This is a genomic window from Pseudomonas sp., assembly GCF_028293835.1.
GTDB lineage: Bacteria > Pseudomonadota > Gammaproteobacteria > Pseudomonadales > Pseudomonadaceae > Aquipseudomonas.
This window is the reverse complement of sequence record NZ_JAQGNX010000084.1, coordinates 1-20,558: the sequence shown is the minus strand read 5'-3', so window position 1 is coordinate 20,558 and position 20,558 is coordinate 1. Positions and strand designations below refer to the sequence as shown.

The following is a 20,558-nucleotide window of genomic DNA, read 5'->3' as shown; positions in this document are numbered from 1 at the left end:
ACTCATCTGATGGCGGATCAGGTACAGTAGTCGAATGTCGCTTCAGGAGTGCTGTGTATGTCTCGTAGTCTCGCGCCGCTTTATGCGCTTCGTGCATTTGAAGCTGCTGCGCGCCACAGCTCCTTTACCCGGGCCGCCGAAGAGTTATCAATCACCCAAAGTGCGGTCAGCCGTCATATCCGCACCCTGGAAGAGCACTTTGCGTGCCGTTTATTTCAACGTAGCGGCCGCAACCTGCAACTAACTGAGGCAGCACGGTTGCTATTACCCGGGGTGCGCGAGGGTTTTTCAGCCTTGGAGCGGGCCTGCAGCACGTTGCGTGCAGAAGATGGCGTCCTGCGCATGAAAGCACCGTCTACGCTTACGATGCGTTGGCTGCTGGCGCGTCTGAGTCGCTTCCGTCATCTGCAGGTCGGCAATGAAGTGCAACTGACCAGCGCCTGGATGGACATCGAAAGCGTTGACTTCACCCAAGAGCCATTCGATTGCGCCGTGTTGCTCAGCCGCGGGCATTTTCCAGCGGACTGGGAGGCGACTTATCTGTTTCCTGAGCTGCTGATTCCAGTCGGAGCGCCGACCTTGCTTGAAGATCAGCCATGGGATGTTGCACGTTTAGCCAGCGCTGAATTGCTGCACCCCACGCCGGATCGCCGCGATTGGCGCAGTTGGTTGGAACGCATGGGTCTGTTGGACCAGGTTTCATTGAAAGGTGGGCAACTTTTCGACACCCTGGAGCTTGGCATGATTGCCGCAGCCCGAGGCTATGGGGTGTCCATGGGGGATTTGCTCATGGTCGCCGAAGACGTGGCTCAAGGACGTCTGAGCTTACCTTGGCCTACGGCGGTGGTCAGTGGCGAAAACTACTATCTGGTCTGGCCCAAGACTCGCCCCGGTGGTGAACGCTTACGCCGTCTCAGTGATTTTCTTCAGGGGGAAGTGCAGGCAATGGATTTGCCCACGGTTGAAATCCTCAAATAGACGGGGGTTGTGGTCCAGCCGTCGGGTCAGCGCATCGGAGAGCCGTTTGTTGTAGGACTCAAGTATTATCCACGTCAGCCGAATCCGTATATGCAGAGCTTTTCAGAAGCGTCCAAGGGATTTTCCATTTACATTTTGCTGAGCCGCCGACGGCATTAAAACCCCCGTCGCTTTCCAGCCAGGAGCTTTCATGTCAGAACCCCGAGCCCGTATCGCGACGCAGTTGGGCATCGCCCTGGCGATAATCCTGGCGGTAGTCATTAGCGGCAGTACCGTCTTTGCCTTGCGCTCTCTGGATACCGCAAATCTGGAAATTCGTGAAGAACACATGGCCAGCGAGGGTCGCTTGCTGGCAGACCAACTGAATACCTTCCACAGCAGCTTGCGCGAAAGCACCCTACGCCTGAGCGGACTGTTCGACAAACGCTTCGCCAGTGGTTTGACCCTTCATGCAGAGAGCCCGGTAACCGTCGCCGGAATACAAACGCCCGGCTTGACCCTGGGCGATCATGTGCTGAATGGCGACTTCACCGAAGTCGATAACTTCAAGCAGTTGACGGCTGGCGTAGCAACGATTTTCGTACGCAGCGGCGACGACTTTATTCGAATCAGTACCTCCCTGAGCAAGCAGGACGGTACGCGGGCCATCGGCACGTTGCTCGACCACAAGAGCCCGGCTTACGAGCGTTTGATCGCAGGCCAGGGGTACGTCGGTCGAGCCTTGTTGTTCGAGCGTTACTACATGACTCAGTACAGCCCGGTGCGTGATGGCAGCGGCAAGGTTATCGCTGCGTTGTTCGTCGGTTTCGATTACACCGATGCGCAAAACGCCCAGTTCGAAAACCTGAAGAATTTTCGTATCGGCAATACCGGTTCGTTGGCGTTGCTTGACGAACAAAACCACTGGCTGGTCGCGCCCGCCGGGGTCATGGATTTAACCCAGGCGACCGAAAGTCTGGCTGACATTATCAAACGCCCGGGCGTGGGCCAGTTCTGGAGCAATAGCGCACAGGAATTTTATACCGTAGCCGCGCCGTTTGCCGGCGGTCCGTGGACGGTGTTTGCCAGCATGCCGGAAGCCGAAATCAATGCAGTGACCTGGAGCGTCGGTACGCAATTAGCCATCGGCAGCTTGTTGGCCATGTTGATCGCTGTCGGCGCTGCGATAGGGCTATTACGCCGCAAATTGCAGCCGTTGTCAGACCTTGTCCGTCAGGCCGAAGCGTTGGGCGCTGGCGATCTAAGTGCGCGGCTGGATGTCGCTAGCCACGACGAGATTGGCCAATTGGCCCGTAGCTTCAATCAGATGGGTCAGGCGTTATCGACCATGGTTGCGCATATTCGCAGCGCCGCTCAAGACGTCAGCGGCCGCGCCCAGGCGTTGTCCGGTTTATCGGGCGGGGCTTACGAAGGCATGGCGCAACAGTCGGGGGAAATCACCAGCATGGCGGGGGCGGTAGAAGAGTTCAGTGCCACCTCGCTGAACATCGCTGACAACATGGGCAACACCGAGCGTCTGGCCCAGGAAAACGCCCAGCAAACACGCATTGGTCGGACGTCGATGGATGAAGCATCGACTTCGCTTGAGCAAATTGCTGCGTCGTTGAAGGGCACGGCCAGCGTGATCGACACCTTGGGTCAGCGCTCGCAGGAAATCGGAAGCATCGTCGGTGTGATCACTTCGATCGCTGAGCAGACTAATCTGCTGGCGCTTAACGCAGCGATTGAGGCCGCACGTGCTGGCGAGCAGGGTCGTGGTTTTGCTGTGGTTGCCGATGAAGTACGCAACCTCGCTTCACGTACCCGGCAAGCCACCGACGAAATCTCTGGCATGATCGCCAGTATTCAGCAAGAAACCAGCAACGCTATCAGCACCATGGAGCAGGGCAACGCATTGATGCAGGAAGGTCTTTCCCGCAACGCCAAAGTCGCCGCCGCACTGGCTCAAATCGACGAACAAAGCCGCTCCGCGGGCCAGCAATTCGCCGCCATCACCACCGCCACCCAAGAACAAAGCAGCACTGCAACCTTGCTCAGCAGCAACTTGCAAAGCATCGCCCTGGCCAACAGCGAGCAGCGTGAAGTGGTGTCTAACCTGGCGATCACTGCCAAAGAACTGGACGAACTGGCTGCGGCATTGCGTAAGGAAGTAAACCGGTTTCGCTGAGTTCCGGATTGCCAGGCCCCGTGGGAACAAACGTATTGGCGATGGTCACGACGCGGTGCCGCAACCAGACCGCGCTGCCCTTTTCCCGAATAAATTCGGTCCTACAGATGTCTCGGCACGACGGTGTTGAGCGATCCACCTGCTCAATTCGCCTCTTTAACGGCGCTCAAAAATGCAGAGGTCCGTTCTTCACGCGGCTGTTCAAAGAGTTGCGACGGCGTCCCTTGCTCGTGGATCTGGCCTTTGTAAAAGAAGCACACCCGATCGGCAAACTCTCGGGCAAAGCCCATTTGGTGGGTGACCATGATCATCGTCAAGCTGTGCTCATTGCCAAGCTTGCGGATAACATTAAGCACTTCGCCGCACAGCTCCGGGTCCAGTGCTGAGGTCACTTCGTCGAACAGCATCACCTTTGGCCGCATCGCCAACGCCCGGGCAATCGCCACCCTTTGTTGTTGGCCGCCTGATAACTGCGACGGGTAATGGTCGAGCTTTTCGCCAAGCCCCACCAGTTCCAGCAACTCCACTGCGCGCTCACGGGCTTCGCTGGTTTTCAAGCCCAGCACATGCACTGGAGCTTCCATCACGTTGTGCAACGCGGTCTTGTGCGGAAACAGGTTGAAGCTTTGGAACACCATGCCGATCTTGCCGCGCACCCGGCGAATGTGTCGGTCATTAGCCGGCACCAACAGACCGCCGCGACCCGGCATGTGGGTCAAGGATTCGCCGTCGACTTGAATCTGGCCTTCGTCGATACCCTCCAGGGTCATGAGTACGCGTAGCAGCGTAGATTTTCCCGAGCCACTGGGGCCGATGATGGCGACTTTTTCCCCAGGCGCGACGTCAAGATTCAACTTGTCCAAAACCGTGAAGCTGCCATAACGCTTGGTCACGTCCTTGAAGCTGACCAATGGCTGTGCCGTGGAGAAAAGGGGCATGGAATGGGTCTCGTGAGGTTTTGCCGGCGTCAGCGTGTTCAGTGGTGAGAGCGCTGCCGCCGAGGTCGATGCAGGAGAAGTCATTAGCGTAGCTCCATGCGCAATTCGAGGCGCCGTACCAGGTAGGCCAGAATGACGCTCAAGGCCAGGAAGAACAGACCAACCATAGTGATCGGCTCTAAATAACGAAACGTTTCTGATCCGATGTTTTTTGCTTGCTGCATGATTTCCACCACGGTAATCGCCGACAGCACCGGGGTGTCCTTGAGCATAGCGATCAGGTAGTTGCCGAGCGGCGGCAGAATAGGCTGCAGCGCCTGGGGCAAGATGATATTTCTATAAGCAATGTAGGGACTCATATTCAACGCGGTGACCGCTTCCCATTGCGCGCGAGGTACGGCGTCCAGCCCGCCACGGTAAACCTCTGCGATATAACAGGCGTAATGCACGCCGATACCGACGACACCCACTTGCATCGCGCTCATGCTCAGGCCGTAGTTGGGCAGCACGTAATACAGGAAGTACACCTGAATCAGCAGCGGCGTGCTGCGAATGAACTCAATCGTCAGCGTCGTCGGCCACGACAGCCAGATACGTTTGCTGCGCCTGCCAATGGCAAGGAACAGCCCCAGCACAATGGCGATCATGAAGCCGATCAGCGTGATTCCCAGCGTATTAACGGAGGCCCGCAACAGATCCGGCAGTATTTGCAGTGCGTAATGCCAGTCGAACAGGTTCATGACAGTCCTCCGCGCATACGGCCACGGCTCAAGCGGCGTTCCAGGTAGCGCATGCCAAAGTTGATGGCCTGGGCCATGACGAAGTACATCACCAGCGCCAAGCTAAAGATTTGCAGGGTTTCGAAGGTCGCTTGATCCAGTTGGCGAGCGCGAAAACTCAGGTCCGACAAGGTAATCAGCGATACCAGGGAGGTGTTTTTCAACAATTCGATGAGCAGATTGGTGCCAGGCGCAATCGCGGCCAACAGAGCTTGAGGCAGGATGATCCGGCGAAAGCGCTTCGCTTTGCTGAAGTTCAGAGCAATCGATGCCTCGTATTGGCCTTTGGCAACCGAACTGATGGCGCCGCGCATGACTTCCGCACCGTAGGCGCCGATGTGCAAGCCCAGGCCGACGATCGCCACGGCAAAGGGGCTGAGCTCGATGTTGAACGGTGGTAGTGGCAGGACGAAGAACAGCCAGAACAACTGCACCAGCAGCGACGTGCCACGAAATAACTCGATGTAAGCGACGGAGAACCAGCGAAGTGGCGTCCAGGGCGATAAGCGTCCCAACGCTGCGAGAATGGCGCTGACGATGGCCAGTATCGAGCCATAGAACGTGACCTGGAGCGTGACCCAGGCACCTTGAAACAACAGCGGAAGTAATTCACCCATGGTTCGACCTGAGATTCCGGTTTACGCAGGGAATGGGCGCTGTGCATGAGCACAGCACCCCTCGTATTTCACGCCCGACCGATCAAGGTTGGCCGCAAAGCTCTGCAGCAGTCTTGGTGGTGATGTTGCTTTTGTCGAAACCGAATGGCGCGACCGCTTTAAGGTGAGCCTCGGTCCCCAGCCATTTCTTCAACTCTGCGTTGACCGCGTCACGCAGGTCTTTGTCTTCCGGACGGAAGGCAAGGGCGCCGTAACCGATGTGGGAAGGATCGTCTTTGAATTCGGTCATGGCCTCGACCTTGTCACCGCCTTTGCCCGCCAGGCCCTTCATGGTCAGTTGCGTGCCCACCGCTGCATCGGCACGCCCGGCGCGCACGGCCTGCAGCTGCGCAGTGGTATCCGGCACCTGCAGGATTTGCGAATCCTTGACCCCGCTATCACGGGCATATTGCAGGTTTACGGTCCCGGCCATAATCGCCAGCTTCACGTCAGGATTCTTGGCGACGTCTTCATAGCTGTGGAGGTTTTTCGGGTTGCCCTTGGCGACCAATAATGCGTCCGGCAACTGGTACTGCGGGTCGGTGAAAATGACCTGTTTGCAGCGCGCTGGAGTGATGTACATACCCGCAGCGATCACGTCAAAGCGACCGGCCCGTAGTCCGGGAATCAACGAACCCCATTCGGTCAGCACGCCTTCGACCTTGCTGATGCCCATTTTGGTGAAGATGATCTTGGCGATTTCAGGGGATTCGCCGGTGACCTTGCCGTCTGTTTCGGTGTAGGCAAACGGCGATTCGTTGGCGTAGCCGATACGAATGGCGCTGTTCTGTTTGACCGTTTCCAATGTCGTAGCGGCCTGAACGCTGGCCGCTAGACCGAATACCGCACAAGCCACGAACAGGCGACGCAGAGGGGTGGTGACGCTGTGTGCAAAGTTGCTCATCGATAAAATCTCCTGTTTCTTGTGGACCCGTTGTAAACGGCTCTGTGTTAGGAGGCAGTGACGCTAAGAGCAAACGTACCGGAGCCGTCTTTTTGAAGTCGGTCGGACGGCGGAGCCGTTCCAGTACAAGCCGAGACGTAGGACTGCGGGTGATGGCAGTTTTGCTCCGGCTTGGATTCGAGCATACAAAAGGACTGCCCCTCAGTGTATTGCACTAGGACAATTGCCTGCGGCGTATTCTCGGGGGATGCTGTGCACCTTGGTTTTGTTCCCTATAAAGGGCCATTTGAGCTGGTACGAAGCCAGACCTTTTAAATGAGGACGTTCAGGCAATGATGGAGCAATGGCGAGCAGCCCTGGATCAAGCCCGAGGCGGCGAATCCAAGTACAAGATCCTGGTGCAGGCGATTGCCAGTGATATCGAAAAGGCCGTGTTGGTAGACGATCAGCGGCTGCCACCACAGCGGCATGTGGCCGACGCCGTAGGTATCAGCGTGCAGACTGTCACCAATGCTTATAAGGAGTTGGAGCGCCAGGGCCTGGTACGTTGCGAGGTCGGGCGCGGCAGTTTTGTCTCGCGACGTATGAGCGATCGAGTTGCGACCTACATACTTGACAGCCCGGAACGAGCCCTGGTGGATTTCTCTACCGCACGGATCATGCACACCCGCGAGCACGACCGCTTTTGGCGCGACACCTGCGCCGAGCTCAGTCAGGAAGAAGACCAGCCATGGATTCGCGCCTGTCGCCCCATAGCCGGTTTCGAGTCTCATCGAGAAGCCGCATCGCACTGGATCGGTCGCCAAGGGCTGAAGGTCGAGCGTGACAATATCCTGATCACCAACGGCGCAGCCCACGGCATATTTCTGGCGTTAGCGTCGCTGGCGGGGCCGGATGACATCGTGCTGTGCGAAGGTCTGACTGATCATGGCGTGATCGGCAGCTCTCAGGTCCTGGGGTTTACCCTCAAGGGTCTTGAGATGGATCGCTTCGGCATTGACCCTGAGCATTTCGAGGACATGTGCAGCAACGAGCGGATTACCGCGTTAGTGTGCACACCCAATCTGAACAATCCTACTACCAGCCTGATGCCCGATAAGCGCCGAAGGGAAATTGCCGACATCGCCCGGCGTTTCGGTGTGCATATTATTGAAGATGACGTTTATGGACCCTTGCTTGACGAGCGTCGCGCGCCACCCATCAGCCACTACCTGCCAGAGCTGTCGTTTTATTGCACCAGCATGACCAAGTCGATTTTGACCGGGATGCGTATTGGTTTTCTTACGGTGCCGAAACGTCTGGCCCTGCGCACGGAAAGCATCCTGCGAGTGAATAGTTGGATGGCAACGCCGATGATGGCGGAAATCGCCGCCCGCTGGATTCGAGACGGTCGCGCCGATACCTTGTTGCGCATGCAGCGTAAGTTGCTCAACGGGCGACAGGCAATGGTCAGCGAGCACTTGGGCGAGCACATTCTTGGGCAGCATCCGAACGCGTTGAATGTGTGGTTGGGCGTTCCGCCCCATTGGGAGGTGGACAGTCTGGTGCGGACGTTGCGTCAGCGCCATATCGCGGTTGCATCGCCCGATCCGTTCACTGTACGAGGCGTGTCCAGGGCGCGGGGTGTCAGATTGTGTGTCGGTGCTGAGTGCAGTGACGACGAAATGCGTGAGGCCTTGATCGGTATGCACGAGATTTTCGGCCAGTACCCGAGTATTCATGACTTTTAATTGCGTTGCCCTGTCGATGCATGAAAAAGATTTTCCATCAAATTGCCCTAGTACATTCATCAGCACAATTTTGCGCTTTTAGACTGCGACCAACACCAAGGTCGGGACGCAGTCATGCCAGGTTTGCAGCTCAACGATGTCTATCTCGCTCGCCAGCGCATTGCGTCTCTGGTTCGGGTGACGCCGCTGGAATATTCGCCCAGCCTTTCCAGGCTCATGGGCGTGGCGGTGTACCTGAAGCTGGAATCGCAGCAGATTACCGGTAGTTTCAAGCTGCGCGGTGCGAGCAATGCGGTTGCGCAACTCGATGCAGCAGCCAGAGAGCGGGGCGTCGTTGCAGCTTCCACGGGTAACCACGGCCGCGCTCTTGCTTACGCCGCATCCCGACTGGGCGTAAAGGCCACCATTTGCCTCTCGCATCTGGTCCCTCAGAACAAGGTTCAGGCGATTCGCGATCTAGGTGCGCAGGTATGCATCGTCGGGCAGTCTCAGGACGATGCCCAGCGTGAAGCCGAGCGTATTTCAGCGGTTGAGGGCGCTGCCCTGCTGCCACCGTTTGACCATGCGGCGGTCATTGCCGGGCAAGCCACCCTCGGCCTGGAAATCATCGAGCAGCTTCCCGATGTGGCCCAGGTACTGGTGCCCTTGTCTGGAGGCGGTCTGTTCTGCGGCATTGCTCTCGCTCTGAAAGGTGTTAACCCCGCTATTCGCCTGCACGGCATCAGCATGCAACGCGGCGCAGCCATGCACGCCAGCCTCGAAGCAGGACATCCCGTAGACGTTGAGGAGTTGGCGACCTTGGCTGACTCCCTTGGCGGCGGCATTGGTTTGGACAATCAATTCACTTTCACCATGACCCGCGACCTGTGTGACCAAGTGCATCTGGTCGACGAGGCATCCATCGCTAACGGCATTCGCCATGCGTACTTCGAAGAGCGGCAAGTGGTGGAAGGCGCGGCAGCGGTGGGTATTGGCGCGTTGCTGGACGGCTTGATCGAACGACGCGGTCCCATTGTCGTGGTGGTGAGCGGGCGCAACGTCGATGTTCAGCAACACCAGCGCGTGTTGGCGGGAGCCAATGAATGAGTGATCTTATTTTCGTGGAAGGAGCGCTGTGATGGCCGAAGTCATTCTGTTAAGCGAAGCCGACCTGCGCGCTTGCATCGCATTGGACGTGGACAGTATCGACGCCATTGAGCGGGCTTTCTTTTTGCTGGCAACTGCGGCCGTAGCGATGCCCCCGATCCTGCGCCTGGATATCCCCGAGCACAATGGCGAGGTGGACGTGAAAACCGCCTATCTGCCTGGCCTTGATCGGTTCGCGATCAAAGTCAGCCCTGGTTTTTTTGACAATCCCACGTTTGGGCTGCCGAGCCTCAACGGCATGATGATGTTGCTCTCGGCCCGGACCGGTTTGCTCGACGCCTTGCTGCTGGATAACGGTTATCTGACCGCCATCCGCACTGCGGCTGCGGGGGCCGTTGCTGCACGCTGGTTGTCTCGGGAAGACAGCCGTAGCGTCGCACTGATTGGCGCCGGTGAGCAGGCAGGTTTGCAATTACAGGCCCTGCGCCTGGTGCGACCGATCAGCGAGGTGCGCATCTGGGCGCGGAACGCGGCAAAGGCCGAGGCCTTCGCTGCCGAGCTCCAATATGGTGGCGCGCTGAGTGTCCGAGTGTGTTCCAGCGTGGACGAGGCGATGGAGGGTGTCGACATCGCCGTCACCTCCACGCCGAGCCGCGAACCATTGATTCAACCCCGCCATCTCCACCCTGGCCTGCATATCACAGCCATGGGGGCCGATGCCGAGCACAAGAATGAAATTGCCCCAGCAGTGCTGGCAAACGTTGACCTCTACGTTGCTGACCGCCTGAGCCAGACCCGGTTATTGGGTGAGTTGCATCACGCGTTGCAAGCAAATGCTGTCAGCGACGACACCCGCTTCGTCGAATTGGGCCAGGTGGTCGCTGGTCAGCGACCGGGTCGCAGCGATGACCGACAAGTCACCTTGTGTGACCTCACAGGCACCGGCGCGCAGGACACCGCCATCGCCAACCTGGCGTTTGAACGAGCGTTACAGGCTGGCAAAGGATTTCGTTTCGGTGGTTGAGCGCCGCGCCATGATTTCAAAACAACTTCAATCAGTGCGTCATTTAGAGAGGGCATCTGCATGTCTCAGATAGTCGTCAATCTTCCCTTCTCACGGGAGGAATACGCCCAGCGTCTGGCCAAAGTCCGCCAGTCCATGCAAGCGCAGGGTGTTGAATTACTGTTGGTCACCGACCCGTCGAACATGGCCTGGCTGACCGGCTATGACGGTTGGTCGTTCTACGTGCATCAGTGCGTCTTGGTGGCGCTGGACGGCGAACCGGTCTGGTACGGGCGAGGTCAGGACGCCAATGGCGCCAAACGCACGGTATTCATGCAGCACGACAACATTGTCGGCTACCCGGATATCTATGTGCAGTCCCGGGAGCGGCACCCGATGGACTACCTGTGTAAGGAAGTCATTGCCCCGCGTGGCTGGAGTTCGCTCAACATCGGCGTGGAAATGGACAACTACTATTTCAGCGCCGCCGCCTACCTGTCGCTGAAAAAACATCTGCCCCACGCGACCCTGGTGGACGCCGTCGGGCTGGTGAACTGGCAGCGGGCCATTAAGTCGCCGAAGGAAATCGAGTACATGCGCATTGCCGCGCGCATTGTCGAAAAAATGCACGCGCGTATTTACGAGCGTATTGAGCCGGGGATGCGCAAGAACGAGTTGGTGGCTGAAATCTACAGCACCGGCATCCTCGGTGCAGACGGTCATGGTGGTGATTACCCGGCTATCGTGCCACTGCTACCCACCGGAACCGACGCCAGTGCGCCACACCTGACATGGGACGACACGCCGTTTGCAAAGGGCGCCGGCACCTACTTTGAGATCGCCGGTTGCTACAAGCGTTATCACTGCCCGCTGTCACGAACGATCTATCTGGGCAAACCGCCGCAGCATTTCCTCGACGGCGAAAAGGCAGTGGTCGAAGGCATCGCCAAAGGGCTGGAGGCGGCCAAACCGGGCAACACCACGGGGGATGTGGCCAAAGCATTTTTCTCAGTGCTGGAGAAATTCGGCATTCATAAAGACAGCCGTTGCGGTTACCCGATCGGGATCAGTTATCCGCCAGATTGGGGCGAACGCACCATGAGCCTGCGTCCCAGCGACACCAGCGTGTTGCAAGCGGGCATGACCTTTCACTTCATGCCGGGACTTTGGATGGACGATTGGGGCCTTGAGATCACCGAAAGCATTTTGATCACTGAAACCGGTGTCGAGACGTTGTGTAACGTCCCACGCCAGCTGTTCGTGAAGGACTGATCAATGAAAGATTTATCCGACAACCCCATCAGCGCCACGGTGGACTTCAATCGCGACGGCGTGCAGCACGGCTTTCTCAAACTGCCGTACTCCCGGGACGATTCGGCCTGGGGCGCAGTGATGATTCCGCTCAGCGTTATCAAGCGCGGCAATGGTCCCACGGCGTTGTTGACTGGCGGCAATCATGGCGATGAGTACGAGGGGCCGGTGGCCCTGAGTAAGCTGGCGCAGGGTCTGGGTGCGCAAGAAGTGAGCGGTAGGGTCATCATCATTCCTTTCATGAACACCCCGGCGTTTCATGCCGGGCGCCGTACCTCGCCCATCGACAAGGGCAATCTCAACCGTAGCTTTCCGGGCAAGCCCGACGGCACTGTCACGGAGAAGATCGCAGATTATTTCCGCCGTACCTTGCTGCCCTTGGCGGACATCGTGCTGGACATCCATTCCGGCGGACGGACCCTGGATTTCTTACCCTTCGCGGCGTGCCATGTATTGCCGGACAAGCAGCAGCAGGCGCAGTGCGAAGCGGGCATGCAGGCGTTCAACGCGCCGTTCAGCATGCGCATGCTGGAGCTGGACGCCGGAGCAATGTACGACACCGCCGCCGAGCAGCAGGGCAAGATTTTCGTCACCACTGAGCTGGGCGGCGGCGGCTCGTCCAACGCCCGCAGCGTGGCGATTGCCGAACGCGGCGTGCGCAATCTGCTGGTGCATGCGGGAATTCTTGAGGGCAAGGTCGAGCTGCAAGCGACCGTGATGCTTGATATGCCGGACGGCAGTTGCTTTGTCGCCAGTGAGCATGACGGGCTGCTGGAGATGTGCCGCGATCTCGGTGATCGGGTTCGTAAAGGTGAGGTTGTCGCGCGAATTCACGACATCAAACGCACCGGCGTGGCACCCGTGGAATATCGCGCGGGGCGCAGTGGGGTGCTGGCGGCCCGGCATTTTCCGGGATTGGTGCAATGTGGCGACACAGTGGCGGTCATTGCTGACGTGTTGAGCTGACCTGCGGTGCTGATTAGCACACGTCTCTGGAATCCAAGAGTGGGTGTTTGCTTCATAGAGGTGTCATTGATGAATATTCAACACGCCAAATTGTTTAAGTCGATGTGCTACGTCGATGGTAAGTGGCTCGACAGTTCAAACCAGGTGGACGTCTGCGACCCGGCAACGCAAATGCTGATTGGCCGGGTGCCGATGCTCGACCAGACTCAGATCATTTCCAGCATAGACGCCGCACATCGGGCTTTTCCCGGCTGGCGTGCAATGAGTCTGGATGCCCGGAGCAAGATCTTGCGCCGCTGGGCCGAGCTGATACTGGAGCATGCCGAAGAACTGGCGCAAATTCTGAGTCGCGAGCAGGGCAAACCGCTGACCGAGTCCCGTGGGGAAATCGCCTACGCCGCGAGTTTTATCCCATGGTTCGCCGAAGAAGCGCGACGGCTGTACGGGCAGAATATTCCCAGCCACATTCCAGGTGCACATTTAGGAACGGTGAAAGAACCTGTTGGCGTTTGCGCGTTGCTGACGCCATGGAATTTCCCCTCGGCGATGATTACCCGCAAAGCCGCTGCCGCATTAGCCGCAGGCTGCACGGTGGTGATCAAACCGGCCCATGAAACACCGTTTTCAGCGCTGGCTCTCGCCCAACTTGCCCATGACGCCGGGTTCCCGGCAGGCGTTATCAACGTTGTACTGGGCGAGCCGCAAATGGTCATGGAAACCCTGGTCAGGAACTCCCGAGTACGCGCGGTCAGTTTTACCGGCTCGACCAGGGTCGGCAAGCTGGTGCTGCAAGCCGCCGCGCAAGACGTGAAAAAGGTGGGTTTGGAATTAGGTGGCAACGCGCCGTTCATTGTTTGCGCCGATGCTGATTTGGATCACGCAGTAAAAGTCGCGGTCGAGGCCAAGTTCCAGACCTCGGGTCAGGATTGCTGCGCGGCTAATCGGATCATGGTCGAGCGCCCGGTTTATGAAGCGTTTCTGACTCGTTTTGCGGCCGCAGTGCGGGACTTGAAGGTCGGTCCCGCCACCGTGGATGGCATCGAGCAGAAAGTCCAGATCGGCCCGTTGATGCACCAGGCGGCCTTCGACAGTACCGCCCAGCGGGTCGCTGACGCCGTGAAACTCGGTGCGCAGCGCTTGGTAGGTGGGGAAGGGCACGCGCTGGGTGGGCTTTTCTTCCAGCCCACCGTGCTGGCGAATGTGACGCCGCAGATGCGTATCTATCAGGAAGAAAACTTTGCGCCAATTGCCGGGGTCATGCCGTTTGACACGCTTGATCATGCGGTGCAGATGGCCAACGACACCGAATACGGTCTGGCCGCCTACATCTGCTCCAACCGGCTGGACGTGATCTACCCGCTGATCCGCCGTCTCGACCACGCAATGGTGGCCGTCAACGGCGTCAAGTTCACCGGCCACCCGATTCCGTTCGGCGGCATGAAAGCCTCGGGCCTCGGTCGCGAGGGTGGCAGCGACGGCTTCGAGCCGTTTGTGGAAACCAAATATTTTTGCCTGCATCACCAAGGGCAGTTCTCAGGAGAACCCGCATGAGCCAGGATTACACTTCGCTGTTCGAACAAGACCGTGCGCACTTCATGCACCCCTCGACCCACGCCCACGATCATGCCAGCGGCGAGATCAAGGGACGGATTATCAAAAGCGCTTCGGGTATTCGCATTCGTGACCACGAAGGCCGCGAATTCATTGACGCCTTTGCCGGCTTGTACTGCGTAAACATCGGTTATGGTCGGACCGAAGTCGCTGAGGCAATTTACAAGCAGGCTAAAGAGCTGGCGTATTACCACACCTATGTCGGCCACTCGACCGAAGCGATCATTGAGTTGTCGAGTCGCATCATGGACTGGGCGCCGGAAGGCATGAAAAAAGTCTATTACGGGTTATCCGGCTCTGATGCCAACGAAACCCAGATCAAACTGGTGCGTTACTACAACAACGTACTGGGCCGTCCGCAGAAGAAGAAAATCATTTCGCGTGACCGTGGCTACCACGGCTCGGGCATCATGACTGGCAGCCTGACTGGCCTGGCGTCGTTCCATCAGCACTTCGACCTGCCTGCTGAAGGCATCAAACACACCGTTTGTCCGCATTGGTACCGCAAGGCGCCCATCGGCATGGATGAAGCAGCGTTCGCTCTTTATTGCGCAGATGAGCTGGAAAAGATGATTCTCGCCGAAGGTCCGGACACCGTGGCCGCGTTCATTGGCGAACCGTTGATGGGCACCGGCGGCATTATTGTTCCGCCAAAAGGTTACTGGGCCGCGATCCAGGCGGTGCTGAATAAGTACGACGTGCTATTGATCGCTGACGAAGTGGTCTGCGCATTCGGTCGGTTGGGATCGAAGATGGGCAGTCAGCGCTACGGCATGAAGCCGGATTTGATCACCACCGCCAAGGGACTGACCAGCGCTTACGCGCCACTTTCTGCGGTGATCGTCGGTGAAAAAGTCTGGAACGTGATTGATGAGGCTTCCGTCAGGGACGGCGCCATGGGCCATGGCTGGACCTATTCAGGCCATCCGATCTGTGCGGCGGCCGCACTGGCGAATCTGGATATTCTTGAACGGGAGAACCTGACTGAGAATGCTGAGCAAGTCGGCGCCTATCTGAATACTCGTCTGCGCGAGGCGTTGAGTGGCCACCCATTGGTGGGAGAAGTGCGTGGCGATGGCATGTTGGCGGCGGTGGAGTTCATGGCCGATCGCGAACAACGCACTCCATTCGATCCTGCGCTCAAGGTCGGGCCGAAAGTATCGGCAGCCTGTTTGGCGCGCGGAATGATTGCCCGGGCAATGCCCCACGGCGACATTCTGGGTTTTGCGCCTCCGTTAATCCTGACGCGGGCAGATGCGGATTTGATCGTTGGAATCGCCAAAGAGGCAGTGGATGAGGTCGCGGCTGGCATCCTGTAACTAACCGGTGTCGGCTGTGTCCGGTCAATCGTCTCGCCAACACGTTGTCTCTTATCAAACAACGCATAACTTACTGACGTAAAAATAATCTGTAGGAGCTGCCGAAGGCTGCGATTCGACCGAGAACCGGTCGCCCTCGTTATACCGCTGAAGGGGTGCCGGTCGCCCGCGACCCTAGCCTGTCGCAGCCTTCGGCAGCTCCTGCACGTTTTGTGTTTGCTGCGCGACAGCGCGGCGTCGAAGACATGGCGGACCCTCCTACAGGTCTCGGTACACCTCAATTACTCGCAGGCCGATACTGCAACGCCTCCGCCAAATGATGCCGGGCAATCGCAGCAACTTGCTCCAGGTCCGCCAAGGTGCGCGCTACTTTCAGCAGGCGGTGTGCGGCCCTGAGAGACAGCGTCAGGCGCTCGCAAGCAGTTTCCAACCAGGCTTCGTCATCCGCCAACAGCGGACAATGTTTACGCAGGCCCGGCATGTCGAGGAAGGCATTGGCGCAGCCTTGGCGGGTGTGTTGCCGCTGGCGAGCCTGAGCGACGAGCACGGCGGCGCTGGCAGTGTCGTCTCCGGTTTGTGGGCCGGGATTGAGCGAGGTGATTTCCCGGGCAACGGTCAGGTGCAGGTCAATGCGGTCCAGCAACGGGCCGGATAATTTGTTGCGGTAGCGTAAAATCTGGTCCGTCGAACAGCGGCAACGACCGCTGGGCTCGCCCAGATAACCGCACGGGCACGGGTTCATTGCGGCGACCAACTGAAAGCGCGCAGGAAAGCGCACTCGGTCACGGGCGCGGGCAATGACGATGTGACCCGACTCAAGTGGTTCGCGCAGTACCTCAAGTACCTTGCGGTCGAACTCGGGCAGTTCATCCAGGAAAAGCACGCCGTGGTGGGCGAGGGTGATTTCTCCCGGCTGGGGTCGACTGCCACCACCCACCAAGGCCGCACCGGAGGCCGAATGATGGGGTTGCCGAAACGGCCGCAGCGGCCAACTGGTCAGGGGCGATTGACTGGCAACCGACTGAATCGCTGCCACTTCTAGCGCCTCATGTTCGTCCAGGGGCGGCAACAAACCAGGCAGCCGACTCGCCAGCAGGGTTTTCCCGGTGCCCGGAGGTCCGCTAAACAAGAGTTTGTGTATGGTTACAAAACATAAGGCTTACCCAGCCGCCTCGGCGTGGCCTGCTGGACATCGCCTGACCCGCCACTGGTATCCAGCACTGAGTTGTCCCATCCATGCCGTAGGGCACATACAGCTCGTTACAGTGCCAAGTGATGAACGTAGTTCACATATGATCATAGGAAGTTACGGTGTAGTTGAGACATAAATAAAGAACAATAGTGAAATTAACCATCTTGCCTACACCTCAGTACATATAAGGCGTTCAGGAGATTTGCGGAAATAACGCACTAAAATAAACGAAATAAATATTGACTTTGGTTAGGGTACTACTTGTAATTTAGAAATTACATGGTATAATAATATACAGAGAGAGTTTATTACACACACTTCCCTTCCCGCACTACACCAACTTCCAGAATACAGATCCCCAAGTTTAATATCCTTGGCGGATTCGTTTAGACAGGGTTTTTCAGAATGACCCCCAAGCGCTCCACCGAGTAGCGCTGTCGAAACTTGCAAAGGTGTTTCCCTACACCTTGAGTTACCCATTCCATAACTTTAATGACGCTCTGATCGGCCGTCAGGAATATTAATTACGTTCTACCCTTCGCTACAAACTACGATGCTGACATGCATACTCTTATGGCAATAGTCTAATCCTCTATTGCCATCTTTTTTGTTCGGACATTCTTATTCTCACATACCGCTAACCCAAAGGAGGCCATACATGGCTAATCCAGTTACACGCCCCTGTGTTGTCTGCGATGCACCAATGCAAACATTAAGAGCGAGCAAGCAAACTTGCAGTCATCGCTGTTATATGCAGCAGTCGCGAGCAGCAAAACGTAAACCAGTTGACTTAAACATTAACATTAACAACACCCCAACTATAAATAAAGGAATAAACACTATGCCGTCAGTATTACAAAAGTTCGATCAAACAGAGTTAGACGCTCGTAAATCCGTTGTTCAAGTTAACTACTCAGTTAGAGCAGATGGACATGGGCACTTTGAGCAGCGCTATGTCACAGGTGCCCTACAGCGCTTCATGAGTGGTTCAATTCAGGAAGGGCTGGATACATATCGCGAGAAGCTTAACGTTGGATATACAAACTCTCAGGTGTTCTCTCGCGTCCATAGCGGACACATGATTGAATACACTTTATATAAACCAGAGTGTATGCAGCAAGAAGACTTAGCGCAGGAATACGCCTTTGTTGAACAGCGATACCGTGAAGAGATTGAAGCCTTCAATGGTGCAGTTATTGAAAAGGAAATCGAAGCACAGATTCGAATTGAGAACAACCGCAAACAGAAGCTAGAAGATGAACAAGCGGCGAAAGACCGTACCCGTATAGCACAAGAAGTTAGAGCAGCATTAGGAGCAGCATTATGATTGATGAGTTAACACGTATTCTTTTAGAGAAATACGACCCAGCAAAACTACTAAGCCTTGAAGCCATTGAAAACGTCTTAATTCCTACATCATTAGAAGTTGAGAGGGAAGTTATCGAGCAAGTGTTGATTCATAAAGCGGCGTCAACTTCGCACTTGGCTATGTGGTCTTAATATGAACTCACTTAATCAAAGCATCACCGCACTGGTTCATAACAGTGGAACACATTATGCAGTGATAGAGCTAATCGGAACTGTAAATGTAAAGGCGTTCCAGAAGTTATACCGTGAATACGTAGCTCGCTATTTTGGCCCAACAATTACATTCGCCTCTGTTTGGTTCACTACAGAGAGAGGTGTAATGTTCACAGTGAGTGGACATCGTGCAGCGCTTGACGCATTACCGCTAATGTTGCAGCAAGGGATTCAGAAAGAATTATTCAACGCAGTTGAGGTGTTTTACGAAGGTCACGGACAGTTATCGTTCATCCGATCAATTCATAAGGCTCTTCTATTGTATGTGAAAGTTGGTAGAAGCTACGGGAGTCATAAATAATGAGTGGATTGAATGAAGAGATTGCCCAGTTAACGGGTAAGTTAGTATTTGACGTTAAGACTGCACCCTTACAAGCGTTTCTGAGCTTGATGGAGCGTGCATCTATTCAGATGAAAGCGCTTGGTAGGGAAGCAGCAGAGTTGCAAAAGAAGCTGGACTTTAAGTTAGGTGTACGTGGTAGTAATACAGACAGAGCAAAGCTTGATAGTTCTATTGCAGCGTCAGCAGCTCGTGAATTGAAACTTGAATTAGCAATTCAGAAAGCGAGACGTGCAACATTCGCCGCAGAGCTACAGGGACAGAAACTAACGAGTGCTGGAACCAAAGAGTCATCATTCTTAGCCACACAAGCATTGAAGGATAAGCAATACGCTGCTGTACTCGCCTCTAAGGAAGCAAGAGCCGCAACGGACCAATTGAAGACTCAAGCACAGGCGATAAGAAACGAAGCGGCCATTACTGCTGCTAAGAATAAACAAACTCGACTTGAGGCTATGTTAGCCACACAGAACGAGCGCACTGCTCTGCTACAGCAAAAGAGACAGCTTGGCCTGTCCACCATGCAACGGATGGAAGAGAGCTTGCAACGCTCAAGGGAAGCCGGTCAACGCAGTGTTGAAAAGCATCTAGCCAGTGTTGAATCCCGCAAGCTGAGAATGGCCCGCCAAGACACGAAAGCCCATCAGCAAGACGAACGTTTCAACTGGGCACAATCTCGCCAAGCCAATTGGGCAGCTAACGCCGCGAAGCAGGGTGAATCATCCGGTGGCCTGGGAATGAGTGTTGGACTTGGTGCCGCTGCTGCTGTTGCGTATGCTATTGGTAAGGCGGCCAGTTTGGTTAACGAACGTATACACGAGCGCCAAGAGTCTACCTCAGACACTCAACAGTTCGACTTTGCACTGATGGCTGTCTCGGAGAACTTAGCGAAACGCAAAAAATTAAACGAAGCATACATTAGAGACTCTAAATCTTTTGGAATGGCAGTTAATAAAGATACTGCAAGAGAGTATTCAAATTCCGCTGCTGGCCTGATGAACCACGGATATGACGATAATGCGGCTGCAACTACATTGCACAACCGTATGGCTGTATTCCGCGCTGCTAACTTAGACCCGGAATCTACACAGCGTGTCAATTACCAAATGAGCCACGTAGTTGCTAAAGGCTATGCATCTGGTATCGACTACAAAGCTTTGACAAACAACTTAGGTTCTAAACTCGCTGGTGATATCGACGTAGGGGCTGCAAAGTATTTAGGGTTCAAGGGTAAGGACGAAGACGCTAAAGCGTTTATGTTGGCAGCTCAGAAGAAACGTGAGATTACGCCCAAAGCATTAGATGCAGGTTTTGCATATACAGCTGTTAAGAACAAGGATATTGTGGAGCGCCACGCTGGGTCCATTGAGGCTAATGCACAAAATCTTGAGACTGATAAGTTTCTCCAGACAGACAGGCAGCAGCAAGACTCCGATCTGGTTAAAGCGATCAATGATCGGCTTGATTCCGAGCGTGAATTAGTTAAAGCAACGCAGGGATTGTCTGAGGTATCACGCAATTTAGACATAGCTTTCACCAGACTGGAAACAGGCGCTATGCGTTTGCTGGCTGGCCGTAACCTTGATAACACAGTCAAGACCCAAGACCAGCTATCCAACGATGTGGGTGCAGGAGGCACTATCGAAGGCTACGGCGGAATCGACCCAAGAGACTTGGGAACACCTAAAGAGGCTGATGGTAGCCACAAGGGTATGAAAGACCCCGTAGATAGATTGTGGAACTGGATGACAGGTAAAGATACTGGACCGAAAGAAGGCGACTTCACAGGTAAGTTAGATGGCGTTGCAAGTAACGCCGCTGGACAGATACCTTATGACACGTCCGGTTTAGATATGAGCCACCTCCCAGGTTTTGGTAAACATCTATCAGACTTCATGACATCCGATTATGGTCAACAAATTGCCAACTTGTCCAGCGGACCGGGCAATAACCCTTACACATTGGATAGTCCACAACAGATGCAATTTGCTACAGCC

16 protein-coding genes and 1 pseudogene are annotated in these 20,558 nt (G+C 55.9%); 12 read left to right on the top strand and 5 right to left on the bottom strand.

Annotation, left to right across the window (positions count from 1 at the left end):
- The first annotated feature begins 57 nt into the window (after positions 1–57).
- Together JWR17_RS10500 and JWR17_RS10495 are read left to right on the top strand one after the other, a co-directional pair.
- Positions 58–978: a LysR substrate-binding domain-containing protein gene (locus JWR17_RS10500; protein WP_299830899.1), complete on the top strand. Its 921-nt coding sequence runs from the start codon at positions 58–60 to the stop codon at positions 976–978.
- Positions 979–1,168: 190 nt separating this feature from the next.
- Positions 1,169–3,145 carry a methyl-accepting chemotaxis protein gene (locus JWR17_RS10495; RefSeq protein WP_299830897.1) on the top strand — a complete coding sequence of 659 codons (1,977 nt, stop codon included), beginning with the start codon at positions 1,169–1,171 and terminating at the stop codon, positions 3,143–3,145.
- A 143-nt stretch (positions 3,146–3,288) separates the two neighbouring features.
- Here the strand turns inward: JWR17_RS10495 and ehuA are convergent, their stop codons facing one another.
- The 4 genes from ehuA to ehuB form a co-directional block, all read right to left on the bottom strand.
- Positions 3,289–4,083, bottom strand: a complete 795-nt coding sequence (gene ehuA / locus JWR17_RS10490; RefSeq protein ID WP_299830935.1) for an ectoine/hydroxyectoine ABC transporter ATP-binding protein EhuA — start codon at positions 4,081–4,083, stop codon at positions 3,289–3,291.
- An 83-nt stretch (positions 4,084–4,166) separates the two neighbouring features.
- Entirely contained in the window at positions 4,167–4,823 is a 657-nt protein-coding gene (ehuD, locus tag JWR17_RS10485) for an ectoine/hydroxyectoine ABC transporter permease subunit EhuD (RefSeq protein ID WP_299830896.1), read from the bottom strand.
- A complete protein-coding gene (gene ehuC / locus JWR17_RS10480; protein ID WP_299830894.1) occupies positions 4,820–5,479 on the bottom strand; it encodes an ectoine/hydroxyectoine ABC transporter permease subunit EhuC in 660 nt (219 codons plus the stop codon). The genes ehuD and ehuC overlap by 4 nt, the downstream gene beginning before the upstream one ends.
- A gap of 82 nt (positions 5,480–5,561) precedes the next feature.
- On the bottom strand, positions 5,562–6,422 hold the full coding sequence (ehuB, locus tag JWR17_RS10475; protein ID WP_299830892.1) for an ectoine/hydroxyectoine ABC transporter substrate-binding protein EhuB: 861 nt from the start codon (positions 6,420–6,422) through the stop codon (positions 5,562–5,564).
- Positions 6,423–6,757: 335 nt separating this feature from the next.
- Here ehuB and JWR17_RS10470 point away from each other — a divergent pair, with 335 nt between their 5' ends.
- From JWR17_RS10470 to JWR17_RS10440, 7 genes are all read left to right on the top strand, one after another.
- Positions 6,758–8,152: a PLP-dependent aminotransferase family protein gene (locus JWR17_RS10470; protein WP_299830933.1), complete on the top strand. Its 1,395-nt coding sequence runs from the start codon at positions 6,758–6,760 to the stop codon at positions 8,150–8,152.
- Between the two features lie 114 nt (positions 8,153–8,266).
- Positions 8,267–9,238 carry a hydroxyectoine utilization dehydratase EutB gene (gene eutB / locus JWR17_RS10465; protein WP_299830890.1) on the top strand — a complete coding sequence of 324 codons (972 nt, stop codon included), beginning with the start codon at positions 8,267–8,269 and terminating at the stop codon, positions 9,236–9,238.
- Positions 9,239–9,269: 31 nt separating this feature from the next.
- The gene (gene eutC / locus JWR17_RS10460) at positions 9,270–10,262 is read left to right on the top strand and encodes an ectoine utilization protein EutC (RefSeq protein WP_299830888.1); all 993 of its coding nucleotides are present in this window, start codon (positions 9,270–9,272) and stop codon (positions 10,260–10,262) included.
- Positions 10,263–10,322: 60 nt separating this feature from the next.
- Positions 10,323–11,513, top strand: coding sequence for an ectoine hydrolase DoeA (gene doeA / locus JWR17_RS10455; protein WP_299830886.1), 1,191 nt, complete (start codon positions 10,323–10,325; stop codon positions 11,511–11,513).
- Between the two features lie 3 nt (positions 11,514–11,516).
- The gene (gene doeB, locus JWR17_RS10450) at positions 11,517–12,518 is read left to right on the top strand and encodes a N(2)-acetyl-L-2,4-diaminobutanoate deacetylase DoeB (RefSeq protein ID WP_299830884.1); all 1,002 of its coding nucleotides are present in this window, start codon (positions 11,517–11,519) and stop codon (positions 12,516–12,518) included.
- 69 nt (positions 12,519–12,587) lie between these two features.
- Complete coding sequence (locus JWR17_RS10445) at positions 12,588–14,069, top strand: NAD-dependent succinate-semialdehyde dehydrogenase (protein ID WP_299830883.1); 1,482 nt, start codon at positions 12,588–12,590, stop codon at positions 14,067–14,069.
- A complete protein-coding gene (locus JWR17_RS10440; RefSeq protein WP_299830881.1) occupies positions 14,066–15,448 on the top strand; it encodes an aspartate aminotransferase family protein in 1,383 nt (460 codons plus the stop codon). Before JWR17_RS10445 ends, JWR17_RS10440 begins: the two co-directional genes overlap by 4 nt.
- Positions 15,449–15,725: 277 nt before the next feature.
- On the opposite strand, the pseudogene JWR17_RS10435 reads toward JWR17_RS10440, so the two are convergent.
- Positions 15,726–16,586 (bottom strand): annotated as a pseudogene (locus tag JWR17_RS10435) (ATP-binding protein); the annotation flags it as partial.
- A gap of 712 nt (positions 16,587–17,298) precedes the next feature.
- On the opposite strand from JWR17_RS10435, the gene JWR17_RS10430 reads away from it, so the two are divergent.
- The 3 genes from JWR17_RS10430 to JWR17_RS10420 form a co-directional block, all read left to right on the top strand.
- A complete protein-coding gene (locus tag JWR17_RS10430) occupies positions 17,299–17,967 on the top strand; it encodes a hypothetical protein (protein ID WP_299830879.1) in 669 nt (222 codons plus the stop codon).
- Positions 17,964–18,140, top strand: coding sequence for a hypothetical protein (locus tag JWR17_RS10425; protein WP_299830877.1), 177 nt, complete (start codon positions 17,964–17,966; stop codon positions 18,138–18,140). Before JWR17_RS10430 ends, JWR17_RS10425 begins: the two co-directional genes overlap by 4 nt.
- A gap of 381 nt (positions 18,141–18,521) precedes the next feature.
- On the top strand, positions 18,522–20,558 hold a 2,037-nt coding region (locus JWR17_RS10420), incomplete at its 3' end, for a hypothetical protein (RefSeq protein WP_299830875.1).